Origin of the sequence: Burkholderia sp. RF4-BP95 (genome assembly GCF_001521985.1) — a bacterium.
Lineage (GTDB): Bacteria > Pseudomonadota > Gammaproteobacteria > Burkholderiales > Burkholderiaceae > Burkholderia > Burkholderia diffusa.
The window spans coordinates 143,026-160,492 of sequence record NZ_LOSX01000029.1 but is presented as its reverse complement, the minus strand read 5'-3'; the positions used below and the strand labels follow the sequence as shown (position 1 = coordinate 160,492).

15 protein-coding genes are annotated in these 17,467 nt (G+C 66.9%); 10 read left to right on the top strand and 5 right to left on the bottom strand.

Features of this window, described 5'->3' with window-relative positions:
- The first annotated feature begins 1 nt into the window (after window position 1).
- Entirely contained in the window at window positions 2–826 is an 825-nt protein-coding gene (locus WS46_RS13160; RefSeq protein ID WP_082721878.1) for a hypothetical protein, read from the top strand.
- Between the two features lie 358 nt (window positions 827–1,184).
- Here the strand turns inward: WS46_RS13160 and WS46_RS13150 are convergent, their stop codons facing one another.
- From WS46_RS13150 to WS46_RS13135, 4 genes are all read right to left on the bottom strand, one after another.
- Window positions 1,185–2,303: an ABC transporter ATP-binding protein gene (locus tag WS46_RS13150; RefSeq protein WP_059530181.1), complete on the bottom strand. Its 1,119-nt coding sequence runs from the start codon at window positions 2,301–2,303 to the stop codon at window positions 1,185–1,187.
- 112 nt (window positions 2,304–2,415) lie between these two features.
- Complete coding sequence (locus tag WS46_RS13145) at window positions 2,416–3,273, bottom strand: carbohydrate ABC transporter permease (RefSeq protein WP_059448153.1); 858 nt, start codon at window positions 3,271–3,273, stop codon at window positions 2,416–2,418.
- Window positions 3,263–4,201, bottom strand: a complete 939-nt coding sequence (locus WS46_RS13140; protein WP_059509685.1) for a carbohydrate ABC transporter permease — start codon at window positions 4,199–4,201, stop codon at window positions 3,263–3,265. Before WS46_RS13140 ends, WS46_RS13145 begins: the two co-directional genes overlap by 11 nt.
- 138 nt (window positions 4,202–4,339) lie before the next feature.
- The gene (locus WS46_RS13135) at window positions 4,340–5,587 is read right to left on the bottom strand and encodes an ABC transporter substrate-binding protein (protein ID WP_059530186.1); all 1,248 of its coding nucleotides are present in this window, start codon (window positions 5,585–5,587) and stop codon (window positions 4,340–4,342) included.
- Between the two features lie 430 nt (window positions 5,588–6,017).
- On the opposite strand from WS46_RS13135, the gene zwf reads away from it, so the two are divergent.
- The 3 genes from zwf to WS46_RS13120 all read left to right on the top strand — a co-directional run bounded on the left by zwf (window position 6,018) and on the right by WS46_RS13120 (window position 10,160).
- A complete protein-coding gene (zwf, locus tag WS46_RS13130; RefSeq protein ID WP_059530188.1) occupies window positions 6,018–7,487 on the top strand; it encodes a glucose-6-phosphate dehydrogenase in 1,470 nt (489 codons plus the stop codon).
- Window positions 7,488–7,573: 86 nt separating this feature from the next.
- Entirely contained in the window at window positions 7,574–8,254 is a 681-nt protein-coding gene (pgl, locus tag WS46_RS13125; protein ID WP_059690779.1) for a 6-phosphogluconolactonase, read from the top strand.
- Window positions 8,232–10,160: a bifunctional transcriptional regulator/glucokinase gene (locus tag WS46_RS13120; protein ID WP_059690778.1), complete on the top strand. Its 1,929-nt coding sequence runs from the start codon at window positions 8,232–8,234 to the stop codon at window positions 10,158–10,160. The genes pgl and WS46_RS13120 overlap by 23 nt, the downstream gene beginning before the upstream one ends.
- Window positions 10,161–10,255: 95 nt before the next feature.
- On the opposite strand, the gene WS46_RS13115 is transcribed toward WS46_RS13120, so the two are convergent.
- A complete protein-coding gene (locus tag WS46_RS13115; RefSeq protein WP_059530194.1) occupies window positions 10,256–11,473 on the bottom strand; it encodes a Bcr/CflA family multidrug efflux MFS transporter in 1,218 nt (405 codons plus the stop codon).
- Between the two features lie 264 nt (window positions 11,474–11,737).
- On the opposite strand from WS46_RS13115, the gene WS46_RS13110 reads away from it, so the two are divergent.
- The 6 genes from WS46_RS13110 to ribBA all read left to right on the top strand — a co-directional run bounded on the left by WS46_RS13110 (window position 11,738) and on the right by ribBA (window position 17,461).
- Window positions 11,738–12,190: a hypothetical protein gene (locus tag WS46_RS13110; protein ID WP_059448147.1), complete on the top strand. Its 453-nt coding sequence runs from the start codon at window positions 11,738–11,740 to the stop codon at window positions 12,188–12,190.
- A gap of 175 nt (window positions 12,191–12,365) precedes the next feature.
- Window positions 12,366–13,649, top strand: a complete 1,284-nt coding sequence (gene hemL / locus WS46_RS13105; protein ID WP_059530198.1) for a glutamate-1-semialdehyde 2,1-aminomutase — start codon at window positions 12,366–12,368, stop codon at window positions 13,647–13,649.
- A 15-nt stretch (window positions 13,650–13,664) separates the two neighbouring features.
- Window positions 13,665–14,786 (top strand): bifunctional diaminohydroxyphosphoribosylaminopyrimidine deaminase/5-amino-6-(5-phosphoribosylamino)uracil reductase RibD, encoded by a 1,122-nt coding sequence (gene ribD, locus WS46_RS13100; RefSeq protein WP_059690777.1) that lies wholly within the window; start codon window positions 13,665–13,667, stop codon window positions 14,784–14,786.
- Window positions 14,787–14,800: 14 nt separating this feature from the next.
- Window positions 14,801–15,430 carry a riboflavin synthase gene (locus WS46_RS13095; RefSeq protein WP_059690776.1) on the top strand — a complete coding sequence of 210 codons (630 nt, stop codon included), beginning with the start codon at window positions 14,801–14,803 and terminating at the stop codon, window positions 15,428–15,430.
- A 182-nt stretch (window positions 15,431–15,612) separates the two neighbouring features.
- A complete protein-coding gene (locus WS46_RS13090; RefSeq protein WP_059530206.1) occupies window positions 15,613–16,131 on the top strand; it encodes a DUF1993 family protein in 519 nt (172 codons plus the stop codon).
- Window positions 16,132–16,318: 187 nt separating this feature from the next.
- A complete protein-coding gene (gene ribBA, locus WS46_RS13085) occupies window positions 16,319–17,461 on the top strand; it encodes a bifunctional 3,4-dihydroxy-2-butanone-4-phosphate synthase/GTP cyclohydrolase II (RefSeq protein WP_059530209.1) in 1,143 nt (380 codons plus the stop codon).
- The last annotated feature ends 6 nt before the right edge of the window (window positions 17,462–17,467 follow it).

Here is a 17,467-nt window from a genome sequence, read left to right as displayed (position 1 = left end):
CATGCCGGAACACATCCACGTTTCTCCTGTAGGCAATCGGTACAAACGGATCGCGACGCGAAAAACCACGCCAACGAGCGATACGTCACCGAAACCTGTCACTGCCCGATTCAAGACATTCTGGAAAACAGTTCGTAAATGGACCGACGCTGACATCGACGAATACCACCTTGCCGCCCCGCAACTGGCGAGGCAACTCCAAACGGAAATGTACTGGGATCGCAACGGCAGCGCGCGCGTGAATCAATTTACGTGTGAAGATTTCGCGTTGCGGCTGCTTATCCAGTTTGCCGCATTGCAAGGATTGCCCCTGAAGCTGACAACCGGCGTACGAAGTTATCGGAACATGGAAATCTACGGTGAATCCGAGCACCAGCGATACGATTCGACGATGTACGGTTTCGCCGATATGGTGTCGTTGACCTTCGGCGCACCAGACATGCAACGCACGGATTCAAATACCTCGCGACTTCAGACACCGGAGTCGCTCCTGCCCGGGGATATGCTTGTACAGGCCAATGATCGCGCAGGTATCGGACATCATGTCCAATTGGTCACAAGTTCTTCACCTTCGTCCATTTCGATCATGCAGGGCAATTCGAGCGGCGTAATCGTACGCCCATTCACGACGATCATGCGGATATTCGGCCGGAACCGTGCAGACCCCCAAAGCGCCAGCTACGCAGGCATGGGGGTCGAAAACGGACACTACGCGCCCAGTGAAGACGGATGGGACTACAGAAACGAGACAACGGGCGCCGAAGTCAAAGACTTCCTGAGGCAGTTCCAGCTGTATCGCTGGAATTTCGCTGCGTTCAATCGATAAGCCGTGGAGTAAAGATGCGTGCGCTATTTTCGATAGTCGCGGATAGCGATCTGTTCGGCGCACTCGCGACAGTCTGTCTGATCGTCGCAGTGGCCGGCCTTTTTTCCACCATACGCCGCTCGAGGTTTTATTTTCCGACCGTCTTCGCGTGCCTTCTGTTCATGCCGGTACTGCATGCGATCGGTTCGTATTTCTTGTCACTGCCCAGTCCATGACTGCCGCCCGCCGGCCACTATGCGGCGGGCTGAAGATGACCTCTGCACTGAATTCAAGAACATCTCGTGAGACGGGGCGATCGACGGGCATCCGAATCGAATACGATCCGGATCGCGTCGTCGATGCCTCGAATCCGTTCGCCTCACGCGATCCGCTCTTCCGACGCCGGATCGAACAGCACCGCCTTCGACACGTCGAACAGCAGCGACTGCGTCTGCCCCGGCTGCGGATTCGCGGCCGGATGCACGCGGCTCACGATCCGCTTGCCGTTGACCTGCGCGAACACGTGCGTGTCCGGCCCGGTCGGCTCCGTCACGTCGACGCGCACGTCGATCGGCTGCAGCTGCGACGTCTCGCCGTGGTGTGCGTTGCGCACGTCGGTGATGCGCTCCGGACGCAGACCGAGAATCACCTCGCGGCCGACGTGGCCGTTCATCCGCTTCGCGTCGAACGGCAGGTTCAGCGCGCCACGCGCGAGGCCCGTGTCGATCTCGAGCGCGATCCCGCTGCCCTGCTCGACCAGCTTGCCGTTGATGAAGTTCATCGGCGGCGCGCCGATGAAGCCCGCGACGAACAGGTTCGACGGCGAATCATAGATTTCCTGCGGCGCGCCGAACTGCTGGACCACACCGTCCTTCATCACCGCGATCCGGTCGCCGAGCGTCATCGCCTCGATCTGGTCGTGCGTCACGTAGACGATCGTGGTGCCGAGGCGCTGGTGCAGCAGCTTGATTTCCGCGCGCATCTCGATGCGCAGCTTCGCGTCGAGGTTCGACAGCGGTTCGTCGAACAGGAACAGCGACGGATCGCGCGCGAGCGCACGGCCCATCGCGACACGCTGGCGCTGGCCGCCCGACAGCTGGCCCGGCTTGCGGTCGAGCAGATGCTGGATCTGCAGCATCGCCGACACGCGCTCGACGATCTGCTGCTGCTCGCTCTTCGGCACCTTGCGGATGTTCAGGCCGAACGAGATGTTCTCGCGCACCGTCATCGACGGATACAGCGCGTACGACTGGAACACCATCGCGATGTCGCGATCCTTCGGCGACAGGTCGTTCACGACCTTGCCGTCGATGCAGATCTCGCCGCTCGTCACGGTCTCGAGGCCGGCGATCATGTTGAGCAGCGTCGACTTCCCGCAGCCCGACCCGCCGACCAGGATCAGGAACTGTCCGTCCTCGATCTCGATGTCGACACCCTTCAGGACCGGCACCCCGTTCGGGTAGGTCTTGTACACGTCACGGATGGAAAGGCTTGCCATGCTGTGAATCCTCTGTCTCGTCTCGCGCGGCGCACTGCGGCGCCGCGTCGGGTTCGTTTCGATGCGCCGCGCGTCGTGCGCGGCCGGTTCGTCGTATCGGATGAATCCGCGCTTACCCCTTCACCGCGCCCGCCGTCAGCCCGCGCACGAAGTAGCGGCCGGCGACCACGTAGACGAGCAGCGTCGGCAGCGCGGCGATGATCGCGCCGGCCATGTCGACGTTGTACTCCTTCACGCCCGTCGACGTGTTGACGAGGTTGTTCAGCGCGACCGTGATCGGCATCGAGTCGACGCCGGAGAACACGATCCCGAACAGGAAGTCGTTCCAGATCTGCGTGAATTGCCAGATCAGGCACACCATGAAGATCGGCAGCGACACGGGCAGCAGGATCTTCGTGAAGATCGTGAAGAAGCCCGCGCCGTCGATGCGCGCGGCCTTCACGAGCTCGGCCGGCACGCTCACGTAGAAGTTGCGGAAGAACATCGTCGTGAACGCGATCCCATACACGACGTGCACGAACACGAGGCCCGGAATCGTGTTGGCAAGGCCGAGCATCCCCTGCAGGCGCGCCATCGGCAGCAGGATCACCTGGAACGGAATGAAGCAGCCGACCAGCATCATCGTGAACAGCGCATCCGCGCCGCGAAAGCGCCAGTGCGTGAGCACGTAGCCGTTGAACGCGCCGATCAGCGACGAGATCAGCACGGCCGGGATCACCATCTGCAGCGAGTTCAGGAAGAACGGCTTCATGCCGTCGCAGCGCACGCCGGTACACGCGCCGCTCCACGCCTTCACCCACGGATCGACGGTCCAGTGCGTCGGCGGCGTCAGCAGGTTGCCGGTGCGCAACTGGTCGAGATCCTTGAAGGACGTCGACAGCATCACGTAGATCGGGAACAGGAAATACAGCGCGAACAGGATCAGCGCCGCATAGATCACTGCCCGGCTGATCGTCATCTTAGGCTGCATTGCGGGTGCTCCTCGATTCCATATACATCAGCGGCACCAGCACGGCGACCACGGTCGCGAGCATCATCACCGACGACGCCGCGCCGAGCCCGAGCTGGCCGCGGTTGAACGAAAACGTGTACATGAACATGGCCGGCAGCGACGATGACGTGCCGGGGCCGCCCGCCGTCAATGCGACCACCAGGTCGAAGGTCTTGATCGTGATGTGGCAGAGAATCAGCAGCACCGAGAAGAACACCGGGCGCATGCTCGGGATCACGATCTTGCGGTAGATGGTCGGCAGCGTCGCGCCGTCGACCTGCGCGGCCTTGAAGATCTCGGCGTCGACACCGCGCAAACCAGCGAGGAACAGCGCCATCACGAAGCCGGTCGACTGCCACACGGCGGCGATCACGATACAGAAGATCGCCTTGTCCGGATCGTCGAGCCAGCCGAACGAGAAGCTCGTCCAGCCCCAGTCGTGCATCACCTTCTCCAGGCCGAGGCCCGGGTTCAGGATCCACTGCCATGCGGTGCCCGTGACGATGAACGACAGCGCCATCGGATACAGGAAGATCGCGCGCAGCGCGCCTTCGTTGCGGATCCGCTGGTCGAGCAGGATCGCGAGGAACAGCCCGAGCGCGACGCAGATCGCGATGAACGGAATCCCGAACCAGCCGAGGTTCGCGGCGGAGGTCCACCACACGTCGTTCTGGAACAGGTCCGTGTAACGGCCGAAGCCGTCGAATTCGTAGTTCGGCAACAGCCGCGAGTTGGTCAGCGACAGATAGCCGGTAATCAGAATGAAGCCGTAGATGAACACCACGGCGATCGCGAGGCTCGGCGCGAGCACGAGCTTCGGGATCCAGCGATCGGCGAAGGCCGACATCGGCGACGTGCGCCGTGCGGCGGCAGCGCCGGATCCGTTTCCGCTAAGAGGGGCAGCCACTTGATTCGACTCCTGGAACGAGGGTGACGCAGGCCGGGCCGGCGCCAGGTACGGCACGGGCCCGCGGGCGAGCCCGTTTGCTGCACTTGCAAAAACGCCCGGCCGACGAAGCGTTTCCGGCCGGGCGCCTGTCGCGCTTTACTTCACCTTCGCGGCTTTCGCGAGCGCGGCGACCGCGCTCTTCGAATCCTGCTGCGAGTTCATGAACTTCGTCACGACGTCGGTGATCGCGCCGGCCGTTGCATCGCCCTGCGCCATCCCGTGTGCGAGCGACGGCACGAAGCCGCCCGACTTGATCGCGGTCTGCTCGTCGGCGTACGACTTCTTCGCGCAGTCGTCGAACTTGTCCATCTTCACGCCGAGGCGCACCGGCACCGAGCCCTTCAGCAGGCTGAACTGCTCCTGGAAGCCCGGCGTCATGATCGTCTTCGCGAGTGCGACCTGGCCCGGCGTCGCGTCCTTCTGGCCCTTCTGCTGGAAGAACACGAACGAGTCGACGTTGAACGTGTACGAATTCGCCGTACCCGGGACCGCCGCGCAGATGTAGTCCTTGCCCGCCTTCTTGCCGGCGTTCTCGAACTCGCCCTTCGCCCAGTCGCCCATGAACTGCATGCCGGCCTTGCCGTTGATGACCATCGCGGTCGCGAGGTTCCAGTCGCGGCCGTTGCGGCCGGTATCGAAGTAGCCCTGGATCTTGCGCACCGTGTCGAACACGGACAGCATCTGCGGCGACGTCAGCGTCGCCTGGTCGAGATCGACCAGCGCCTTCTTGTAGAACGCCGCACCCTGCGACAGCACGACGTCTTCCCACAGCGTCAGGTCCTGCCACGGCTGACCGCCCATCGCGACCGGCTGGATGCCCGCGGCCTTCAGCTTGTCGGCGACCGCGAAGAATTCCGGCCAGGTGGTCGGCACCTTCGCGCCGACCTTGTCGAGCGCGGCCTTGTTGATATAGAGCCAGTTCACGCGGTGCACCGAGAACGGCGCGGCGACGGTGTGGCCCTTGTACTTGATGATCTTGTCGATTTCCGGCGGCAGGTTCTGCTTCCAGTCGCCAGCGGCGGAATCGATGTTGACGAGCACGCCCTGGTCGGCCCAGTCCTGGATCAGCGGGCCCTTGATCTGCGCGGCCGACGGTGCGTCGCCGCTGATCACCTTGGTCTTCAGCGCGGTCATCGCCGCGGCGCCGGCGCCGCCCGCGACCGCGAAGTCCTTCCACACGTAGCCCTGCTTCTGCACGTCGTCCTTCAGCACGCCGACGGCCTTCGACTCGCCGCCCGAGGTCCACCAGTGCAGCACGGTTACGTTCTCGGCCGCCTGCGCCGCCACGGCGCCAGCCATCAGACCCGCGGCGCAGAGCGCGCCCATGATCGAGCGAACTTTCATTACTTATCTCCTCCAGACTGAATCAACTCGTGAAGTTCCCCGACGGGGAACCGGCTTCTTGATAAACGACGGGGAAATCGAGCCGCGGGACGCATGCAGCGTACGGGGCCGATGACCGGCCGGGCTCTTACAGAAAGCGTGAATCGAGATTCAACGGCGTGTCTCCTCTTTGTGTTTCTGGCCCGCCGCGATGCCGCGGCGCGAGCCCGGGGGCGACGGCGCGCGGACGATGCGCACCGTCAATGTCCGATAACATTCGGCACAAGGCGTTCCCGAAGGCGAAGCTCGCGCAGTTCATCGACCGCACTTCTTTTTTTCTTCACCCAGGTGCTACCCCTTGCGGCGGATTGTAGTTAAACTACAATTCAGTGTCAAAAATATTTTTATCGCACTACGGATCGCTTCCCAGCACCCCAACCGGCGGAGACACATGCATACCGATTCCAGCTTTACCTTCGTACTTTTCGGCGGCACCGGCGACCTGTCGATGCGCAAGATCCTGCCCGCGCTGTTCGAAGCGCACCGCGGCAACATGCTCGCGGAAAGCGGCCGGATCGTTGCCGTCGCGCGGCACGAATCGGATCGGGCCGGCTATCTCGAGTGGGTCGACACGCATGTGAAGCCGCACGCGGCGAAGGCGGCCGGCAAGGCCTTCGACGACACCGCGTGGAAATCCTTCCTCGAACGCATCGAATACGTGAAGCTCGACCTCGGTCGCGCGGAGGACTACGTCGTGCTGCGCGACGCGGTCGCGCAGCTTCCCGGCATCCGCGTGTTCTATCTCGCGACGGGGCCGTCGCTGTTCGTGCCGATCTGCAAGGCGCTCGCGTCGGTCGGGCTGAACGAAGGCGCGCGCATCGTGCTCGAGAAGCCGCTCGGCTACGACCTGCGCTCGTCGAACGCGATCAACGACGCGGTCGGCGAGATCTTCGCGGAAGACCAGATCTACCGGATCGACCACTACCTCGGGAAGGAGCCGGTGCAGAACCTGCTCGCGCTGCGCTTCGGCAATGCGCTGTTCGAGCCGCTGTGGCGCCGCGAATGGGTCGAGAGCATCCAGATCACGATCGCCGAGGAGCTCGGCGTCGAGGCGCGCGGCGATTTCTACGACAATACGGGCGCGCTGCGCGACATGGTGCAGAACCACCTGCTGCAGCTGCTGTCGATCGTCGCCATGGAGCCGCCGCATTCGATGGACTCCGACTCGGTGCGCGACGAAAAGCTGCGCGTGCTGCGCGCGCTGAAACCCGTCGATTCGCGCGACATCGGCAAGGTCGCGGTGCGCGGCCAGTATCATGCGGGCGTGATCAAGGGCGCGCAGGTGCCGGCCTACGCGACCGAGCCGGGCGTGAAGCCGGACAGCCCGACCGAAACCTTCGTCGCGCTGAAGGTCGAGATCGAGAACTGGCGCTGGGCCGGCGTGCCGTTCTTCCTGCGCACCGGCAAGCGTCTCGCCGATCGCGTCGCGGAGATCGTCGTCAACTTCCGGCCGGTGCCGCACTCGGCCCTCGGGCCGACCGCGCTGCGCGCCGGCTCGAACCGCCTCGTGATCCGGCTGCAGCCGAACGAGACGATTCGCCTGTACTGCCTCGCGAAGCAGCCCGGCGAAGGGATGAACCTCGCAAGCGTACACCTCGACCTCGCATTCGACCGTTTCTTCAAGGAAGGGCAGATGGAGGCGTACCAGCGCCTCCTGCTCGACGTGATCAACGGCCGCCTCGCGCTGTTCGTGCGTCGCGACGAGCAGGAAGCCGCGTGGCGCTGGGTCGAGCCGATCCTGAACGAATGGGCCCGCTCGCTGAAGCCGCCGAAGCCGTATGCGGCAGGCACGTGGGGGCCGGCCGCGGCGAGCGCGATGCTCGCGCAGCACGGCACCTGCTGGCTCGAAGAAGAAAACTGATGCAAACCGTTGTCGTGCGCGCAAGCGCGCGGCAACGTGCCCCATGATTCGCACGAATTGAACAGACAAAGCAGTCCGGAGGAGATGTGATCGAGATTCACGCTTTCGACACCCAGGAAGCGCAAAGCGAAGCGCTCGCGCGCGCCGTCGGCGATGCGCTGCGCGCCGCCCTCGGCGGCCCCGCGCGCCCGACGCTCGCGGTGTCCGGCGGCACGAGCCCGCGCCCGTTCCTGCAAACGCTGTCGCACGCGGCGCTCGACTGGGCCGGCGTCGACGTCACGCTGGTCGACGACCGCTGGGTGCCGGAGAACGATGCGGCCAGCAACGCGCACCTCGTGCGCGACACGCTGCTGCAGCACGCGGCGGCCCCTGCCCGCTTCCTGCCGCTCGTCGACACGCGCGTGTCGCTCGACGCGCACGTCGCCGCGCTCAACGCGAACGCCGACTACCGCGTACCGACCGTCGCCGTGCTCGGCATGGGCGAGGACGGCCACACCGCGTCGATCTTCGCGGACGCGCCCGAATGGGACCACGCGATCGCGACGCCCGAGCGCTTCGTCGCCGTGCATCCCGGCGCCGCGCCGCATGCACGGGTGAGCTTCTCGCTCGATGCGCTCAAGCGCGTCGACCGGCTGTTCCTGCTGATCGCGGGCGAACGCAAACGCGCGGTGCTCGACGCAGCGGCCGCATCGCTGCAGAAGAACGCGATTTCCCAACTGGCCAACGACAAGGGGACCAAGCTCGATGTCTACTGGTGCGCAAAGTAAGGCTGTCGTCGCGGGCCAGCATGCCGACGGCCCGCGCCTGCTCGCCGACGTCGGCGGCACGAACGCACGTTTCGCGCTGGAAACCGGCCCCGGCGAGATCACGCAGATCCGCGTCTACCCCGGCGCCGACTATCCGACGCTCACCGACGCGATCCGCAAGTATCTGAAGGACGTGAAGATCAGCCGCGTGAACCACGCGGCGATCGCGATCGCGAACCCGGTCGACGGCGACCAGGTCACGATGACCAATCACGACTGGAGCTTCTCGATCGAGGCCACGCGCCGCGCGCTCGGCTTCGACACGCTGCTCGTCGTGAACGACTTCACCGCGCTCGCGATGGCGCTGCCGGGCCTGACCGATGCGCAGCGCGTGCAGATCGGCGGCGGCACGCGCCGCCAGAACAGCGTGATCGGGCTGCTCGGGCCTGGCACGGGGCTCGGCGTCTCCGGCCTGATTCCCGCGGACGACCGCTGGATCGCGCTCGGCAGCGAAGGCGGTCACGCATCGTTCGCGCCGCAGGACGAGCGCGAGGATCTCGTGCTGCAATACGCGCGCAAGAAGTTTCCGCACGTGTCGTTCGAACGCGTGTGCGCGGGCCCCGGCATCGAGGTCATCTACCGCGCGCTCGCCGCGCGCGACAAGAAGCGCGTGGCCGCGACCGTCGACACGGCGGAGATCGTCGAGCGCGCGCATGCGGGCGACGATCTCGCGCTCGAGGCAGTCGAATGCTTCTGCGGCATCCTCGGCTCGTTCGCCGGCAGCCTCGCGCTGACGCTCGGCGCGCTCGGCGGCGTATACATCGGCGGCGGCGTCGCGCTGAAGCTCGGCGAACTGTTCACGCGCTCGTCGTTCCGCGCGCGCTTCGAGGCGAAGGGCCGCTTCGCGCAGTATCTCCAGAACATCCCGACCTACCTGATCACCGCCGAATATCCGGCATTCCTCGGCGTGTCGGCGATCCTCGCGGAGCAGTTGTCGAACCGGTCGGGCGGCGCATCGTCGGCCGTGTTCGAGCGGATCCGCCAGATGCGCGACGCGCTGACGCCGGCCGAGCGCCGCGTCGCCGATCTCGCGCTGAACCATCCGCGCTCGATCATCAACGACCCGATCGTCGACATCGCACGCAAGGCGGACGTGAGCCAGCCGACGGTGATCCGCTTCTGCCGCTCGCTCGGCTGCCAGGGGCTGTCGGACTTCAAGCTGAAGCTCGCGACCGGCCTCACCGGCACGATTCCGATGAGCCACAGCCAGGTGCATCTCGGCGACACGGCCACCGACTTCGGCGCGAAGGTGCTCGACAACACGGTGTCCGCGATCCTGCAGTTGCGCGAACACCTGAACTTCGAGCACGTCGAGAACGCGATCGAGATCCTGAACGGCGCGCGGCGCATCGAGTTCTACGGGCTCGGCAACTCGAACATCGTCGCGCAGGACGCGCATTACAAGTTCTTCCGCTTCGGGATTCCGACGATCGCGTACGGCGACCTGTACATGCAGGCCGCATCGGCCGCGCTGCTCGGCAAGGGCGACGTGATCGTCGCGGTGTCGAAGTCGGGACGCGCGCCGGAATTGCTGCGCGTGCTCGAAGTCGCGATGCAGGCCGGCGCGAAGGTGATCGCGATCACGTCGAGCAACACGCCGCTCGCGAAGCGCGCGACCGTCGCGCTCGAGACCGACCACATCGAAATGCGCGAATCGCAGCTGTCGATGATCTCGCGGATCCTGCATCTGCTGATGATCGACATTCTCGCGGTCGGCGTCGCGATCCGTCGCGCATCGACCAACGGCGAGCTGCCGGAGGCCGTCGCGCAGGCGCGTGCACGGGCGAGCGACGACGAGACGGCCGACGTGCTCGACTGGCTGAGCCACGGCGCGTCGCCGGCGGCGAAGGACGTCGCGCGGGACTGACGCCCGACACGGCACGGCGGAGGCCGCTTTCCGTCCGCCCGAAAAAAAACGCCACCGACGCATCGCGCGGTGGCGTTTTTTCATGCCGCGGCGGCTCAGGCGCCTGCTTTCACCGGCCGGCCATGCCAGCGCAGCACGAGGGAGCGGCCGACGAAACACAGCACGCCGGTGACGCCGATCGTCACGCCCATCGCGAACGGCGTGCCGTCCGCGAGTGCGCCGATCGCGACGCTCGCGATCGCGCCCAGCGCGAGCTGCATCGCGCCGAACACGGCCGCCGACGCGCCCGCGTTGTGCGGATAGCGATGCATCAGGTCGGTCGTGCAGTTCGCGGACAGGATCCCGACCACGCCGACCACGAAGAACAGGCACACGACGATCGACCACAGCCCGCCCCACCCGGTCAGCGCGACGAGCGCAACCGCGAGCGACGCGATGCAGCTCACGAGCGATGCGGCCGCGATGATGCGCAGCGAGCCGACGCGGCCGACGAGCCGCGTATTCGCGAAATTGCCGATCATGATCCCGACGACGTTCAGGCCGAACAGCAACCCGTAGTGCTGCGGCGACACGTGAAAATACTCGATGTACACGAACGGCGTCGCGGTGATGTACGAGAACATCGACGCGAACGCCATCCCGCCGCACAGCATGTGCCCCCACGCGACCGGATCGGAGAGGATGCGCCCGTACGATGCGAACGACGCGAGCACGGCCGCGCTCTTGCGCCGCTCCTTCGGCCAGGTTTCGGGCACGCGCAGGTACGCGGTCGTCGCGCACACCGCACCGAACACGGCCAGCACGACGAACACGCCGCGCCAGCCCGAGAAGCGCAGGATCTGCCCACCGATCAGCGGCGCGAGCAGCGGCCCGACCGCGGTGACGATCGCGACCATCGACAGCACCTTCGCCGCATCGGTCGGCTCGTGCGCGTCGCGCGCGATCGCACGCGACAGCACCGACGCCGCGCCGGCGCCGAGCGCCTGCAGGAACCGCACGAGGATCAGCATGTCGATCGAATTCGACACGAAGCAGCCGATGCTCGCGAGCGTGAACAGCGCGATGCCGCCGAGCAGCACGGGCCGGCGGCCCCACGTATCGGACATCGGACCGTACAGCAGCATGCCGATCGAGAAGCCGGCCATGAAACTCGTCAGCGTTCGCTGCGCGGCGCCGGGGCTGACGGAAAAGCCGTCGGCGATCGACGGCAGGCTCGGCAGGTACATGTCGGTGGCGATCGGCCCGCAAGCGGCGAGCGCGCCAAGCAACAGGATCAGCCGGGCATCGGGCCGGCGCCGGACGACGTGGGACATGGGTATCCGGAATGGAGGCCCGCGCGCATCGGGGCGCACGTGGCGGTGAAGACGGGAGGCCGCGCCGCGGACGGCGCTCAGGCCCATGATTGTACGCGCAACTTTTTCGCGTGCCGGCGGCCGGGCGCCGCGCACGGCCGGACGGCGCCGTACGGCCGATCGCCGCCGCCGGCGCGCGAGGCGGCACGAGGCCGCACGCGGATTCGATTAAGCTTGCGGCTCCCCGCTCTTCCTGTCCGACCCAATCGACGCACGACCGAACCGATGACCGCTTTCCTGCTGATCTGGAGCCCCAAGAAATGGCCGTGGCCCGAGCTGCCCGACGTCGCCGCGCGCGTGAAGGCCGGCGAGGCCGTGCACGACGTGTGGGGCTGCGGCTTCGCCCGCGGCATCTTGCCGGGCGATCGCGTGTTCCTGCACCGCGTCGCGAAGGAGCCGAAGGGCGTGTTCGGCTCGGGCTACGTGACGCGCGCGCCCTACGAAGTGCCGGACCCGGCGACGAAGCGCGGCTACCGGCTGTGCATCGATTTCGTCTACGACTGGCTGGTCGACGCCCACCAGGACGTCGTGATCCCGCGCGACGCGCTGCGCGTGCATCCATACTCGGTGCAGACCTGGGACGCGCAGTCCTCCGGCACGTCGATCAAGCCGATGGTCGAAGGGCCGCTGGAGAAGCGCTGGGCCGAACTGACCGGCAAGCGCAAGCCGCCGCGATAAACGGGCCGGATCGGACGCCGGCCATGCGCGCCGGCCAGTCCCCCGCGTGCCGAAAGGCCGCAGACCGCGCGGCGGGCCCGTCATGCGCGTCTCCGGTACAATCGGACGATCGTTCCGCCCAGGCGCCGCGGCCCGTGCACAGGCCCCCCGCGCCCTTCTCTCGCAGGTTTCGCACATGTCCAACAATCAGATCCTCTTCGAACGCGCCCAGAAGACCATTCCGGGCGGCGTCAACTCGCCGGTGCGCGCCTTCCGTTCGGTCGGCGGCACGCCGCGTTTCGTCTCGCGCGCGCAGGGCCCGTACTTCTGGGATGCCGACGGCAAGCAGTACATCGACTACATCGGGTCGTGGGGCCCGATGATCGTCGGCCACGTTCATCCGGAAGTGCTGTCGGCCGTGCAGAACGTGCTCGCCGACGGCTTCTCGTTCGGCGCGCCGACCGAGGCGGAAATCGAGATCGCCGAGGAAATCTGCAAGCTCGTGCCGTCGATCGAGCAGGTGCGGATGGTGTCGAGCGGCACCGAGGCCACGATGAGCGCGCTGCGTCTCGCGCGCGGCTTCACGGGCCGCAGCCGCATCGTCAAGTTCGAGGGCTGCTATCACGGCCACGCGGACAGCCTGCTGGTCAAGGCCGGCTCCGGCCTGCTGACGTTCGGCAACCCGACGTCGGCCGGCGTGCCCGCCGACATCGCGAAACACACGACCGTCCTCGAATACAACAACGTCGCCGCGCTCGAAGAAGCGTTCGGCGCGTTCGGCGACGAGATCGCCGCGGTGATCGTCGAGCCCGTCGCGGGCAACATGAACCTCGTGCGCGGCACGCCCGAATTCCTGAACGCGCTGCGCGCGCTGTGCACGAAGCACGGCGCCGTGCTGATCTTCGACGAGGTGATGTGCGGCTTCCGCGTCGCGCTGGGCGGCGCGCAGGCGTACTACGGGATCGCGGCCGACCTCACCTGCCTCGGCAAGGTGATCGGCGGCGGGATGCCGGCCGCCGCGTTCGGCGGCCGTCGCGACATCATGGCCCACCTCGCGCCGCTCGGCGGCGTGTACCAGGCCGGCACGCTGTCGGGCAACCCGATCGCGGTCGCCGCGGGCCTGAAGACGCTGCAACTGATCCAGGCGCCCGGCTTCTACGACGCGCTGACCGCGCAGACGAAGCGCCTCGCCGACGGCCTCGCGGCCGAAGCGCGCGCGGCCGGCGTGCCGTTCGCCGCCGACTCGATCGGCGCGATGTTCGGCCTGTACTTCGCCGAGCGCGTGCCGGTCAGCTTCGCGGAAGTGACGAAGAGCAACGTCGAGCGCTTCAACCGCTTCTTCCACCTGATGCTCGACGAAGGCGTGTACTTCGCGCCGTCCGCGTACGAGGCCGGCTTCGTGTCGAGCACGCACGACGACGCGGTGATCGACGCGACGCTCGCGGCCGCACGCCGCGCATTCGCGGCCCTCGCCGCCTGACCCGGGTCCGCACGCATGTTCTCTGATACCGATTTCGCCCACATGCAGCGCGCGCTGACGCTCGCGGCGCGCGGCATGTATACGACCGCGCCGAACCCGCGCGTCGGCTGCGTGATCGTCAAGGACGGCGACGTGATCGGCGAAGGCTTCACGCAGCCGGCCGGCCAGGACCACGCGGAAGTGCAGGCGCTGAAGGACGCGCGTGCGCGCGGCCATGACGTCGCCGGCTCCACAGTGTACGTGACGCTCGAGCCGTGCAGCCACTTCGGCCGCACGCCGCCGTGCGCGAACGCGCTGATCGACGCGCGCGTCGCGAAGGTCGTCGCGGCGATGGAAGACCCGAATCCGCAGGTGTCGGGGCGCGGCCTCGGGATGCTGCGCGACGCGGGCATCGACGTGCGCTGCGGGCTGCTCGCGAACGAAGCGGGCGAACTGAACATCGGCTTCGTGTCACGGATGACGCGCGGCCGCCCGTGGGTGCGGATGAAGACGGCCGCGTCGCTCGACGCACGCACCGCGCTGCCGTCCGGCGAAAGCCAGTGGATCACCGGCGAGGCCGCGCGCCTCGACGGCCATGCTTGGCGCGCGCGCGCATGCGCGATCCTCACCGGGATCGGCACCGTGCGCGAGGACAACCCGCTCCTGACCGTGCGCGGCGTCGACACGCCGCGCCAGCCGCAGCGCGTGCTGGTCGACAGCCGCCTCGACCTGCCGCTCGATGCGCGCCTGCTCGAAGGCGCGCCGCTGCTGATCTTCTGCGGCCGGCTCGACGCCGCCGGCGAAGTGCGCGCGAACGTGCTGAAATCGCGCGGCGCGGAAATCGTGCCGCTCGCGAATGCGTACGGCAAGGTCGACCTGCCCGCGATGCTGGCTGCACTCGGCGCGCGCGGCGTCAACGAACTGCACGTCGAGGCCGGTCACAAGCTGAACGGCTCGCTGCTGCGCGAGCAGTGCGTCGACGAGCTGCTGGTCTACCTCGCGCCGAGCCTGCTCGGCAGCGACGCGGCCGGCATGTTCGACCTCGCCGCGCCGGCGAGCCTCGACGCCCGCACGCGACTCGCGTTCCACAGCGTCGAGCGGATCGGCGACGATCTGCGGATCCTGGCGCGTGTCGCGCCGCCCTCCGCCACGCTTTGAACGGAGCCGTCACGATGTTTACCGGAATTGTCGCGGCCGTCGGCCGCATCGAAGCGATCAACCCGCTCGGCGCGTCGCCCGAGGCGGGCGTGCGGCTGACCGTGCAGGCGGGCGGGCTCGACCTGACCGATGTCGCGCTCGGCGACAGCATCGCGATCCAGGGCGCGTGCATGACGGTGATCGAAAAAACCGACACCGGATTCGACGTCGACGTGTCGCGCGAAAGCCTGAACCGCACGGTCGGCCTCGCGCAGCCCGGCGAAGTGAACCTCGAGAAGGCGCTGCGCGCGCACGACCGCCTCGGCGGGCACATCGTGTCGGGCCACGTCGACGGCCTGGGCACCGTGACGCGCTTCGCGCCGGTCGGCGAATCGCACGAGCTGCGGATCGTCGCGCCGCGCGAGCTCGGCCGCTATCTCGCGTACAAGGGCTCGATCACGGTCAACGGCGTGAGCCTGACCGTCAATTCGGTCGACGATCGCGCCGACGGCTGCGAGTTCTCGATCAACCTGATCCCGCATACGGTCGAGGTCACGACGCTGCGTCACGTGAAGGCCGGCGACAAGGTCAATCTCGAAATCGACATGATCGCGCGGTATGTGGAGCGGATGATGTCGGCATCGCAGGGCGTGCCTCAGGACTGACCAGGCGGTTCCGCCCGCTGGATGGGAAATGGCGCCCGGCGGCGTGGCCCGGCACCTGGCCTGATGGCCAACGACGCGCACGGGTCATCCCGTCGCGCTAAGATGCAACGGCAGCGGTTTCGGCGCCGCGGCGCGCGGTGCGCCGCGTACCGGCTGCCCCTTTTCCTCCAGGAGTCGTCCCCATGTCCATCTCGATGTACCAGGCTTCGCTGCCCGTCCTGATCCGCGGCCTCACCAACCTGCAGCACATCCTCGGCAAGGCGCAGGCGCATGCGGCCGAGAAGCAGATCGACCCGTCGGTGTTCATCGGCGCACGCCTCTATCCGGACATGCTGCCGCTCGTCCGCCAGGTGTATATCGCGACCGACACGGCCAAGGGCTGCGCCGCACGGCTTGCCGGCGTCGACATCCCGAGCTATCCCGACGTCGAGCAGACATTCGACGAACTGCACGCGCGCATCCAGAAGACGATCGACTATCTGAAAGGCTTCGACGCCGCGCAGATCGACGGCAGCGAAGCGCGCCAGGTCGTGCTCAAGATGCGCGTCGGCCCGATCGAGTTCACCGGCCAGTCGTATCTGCTGAATTTCGTGCTGCCCAACTTCTTCTTCCACGTGACGACGGCGTACGACATCCTGCGCCACAGCGGCGTCGAGCTCGGCAAGCTCGACTACCTCGGCGGCCGTAACGACCAGGCGTGACGCACGGCCGGGCCTCGGCCGGCCTGCGGCGGCCCGTCTTCGGGCGGCCCGCGCCGGCCCGGGCAGGCCCGTCCCGACGGCCGGCCGCACCGCTTTCCGGCGCGCTCGCCGGCCGCGCGCAGCCGGTGCCAGCCGAAACGCGGTCCGGCTGGCGTAAAATACGCACTTTCCTCTCTCTCGCCCCCTTATGACGCTCGCCTCCACGCTCGACATCATCGCGGAGTTGAAAGCCGGCCGGATGGTGATCCTGGTCGACGAAGAAGACCGCGAAAACGAAGGCGACCTCGTGATCGCCGCCGAATTCGTCACGCCGGAAGCGATCAACTTCATGGCCAAGTACGGCCGTGGCCTGATTTGTCTGACGTTGACGCAGGAACGCTGCAAGCAGCTGCACCTGCCGCTGATGACCTACCGCAACGGCACGCAATACGGCACCGCGTTCACAGTCAGCATCGAAGCGGCCGAAGGCGTGACGACCGGCATCTCGGCCGCCGACCGCGCACACACGATCGCCACGGCGGTCGCGCACGACGTCCGCCCCGAGCACATCGTGCAGCCGGGCCACGTGTTCCCGATCATGGCGCAGCCGGGCGGAGTGCTCGTGCGCGCCGGCCACACCGAGGCCGGCTGCGACTTCACCGCGCTTGCCGGGCTCACGCCCGCCGCGGTGATCTGCGAGGTCATCAAGGACGACGGCACGATGGCGCGCCTGCCCGACCTGCTCGAGTTCGCGAAGGAACACGATCTGAAGATCGGCACGATCGCCGACCTGATCCAGTACCGCAGCCGCACCGAATCGATCATCGAGCGGATCGCCGAGCGCACGATGCAGACCGCGCACGGCACGTTCCGCGCGGTGCTGTACCGCGACCAGCCGAGCGGCTCGCCGCACATCGCGCTGGTGCGCGGCACGCCGTCGCCCGACGTCGATACGCCCGTGCGCGTGCACGAGCCGCTGTCGGTCCTCGATCTGCTCGAGACGGGCATCTCGACGCACTCGTGGACGCTCGACGCGGCGATGCACGAGATCGCGGAACGCGACCTCGGCGTGATCGTGCTGCTCAACTGCGGCGACACGAAGGAACATCTGATCGACGTCTTCAAGGCGTTCGACGAGGAAGAAAAGGCCGCTGCGCTGAAGCGCCGGCCAGTCGATTTCAAGACGTTCGGCATCGGCGCGCAGATCCTGCGCGACGTCGGCGTCGGCAAGATGCAGGTGCTGTCGAATCCGCGCAAGCTGGGCAGCATGTCCGGCTACGGCCTCGAAGTCACGGGCTTCATTCCGATGCCCGGCGGCGAAGCCAAGTCCTGCCCGGCGTCCCACGCGTAACCCGCC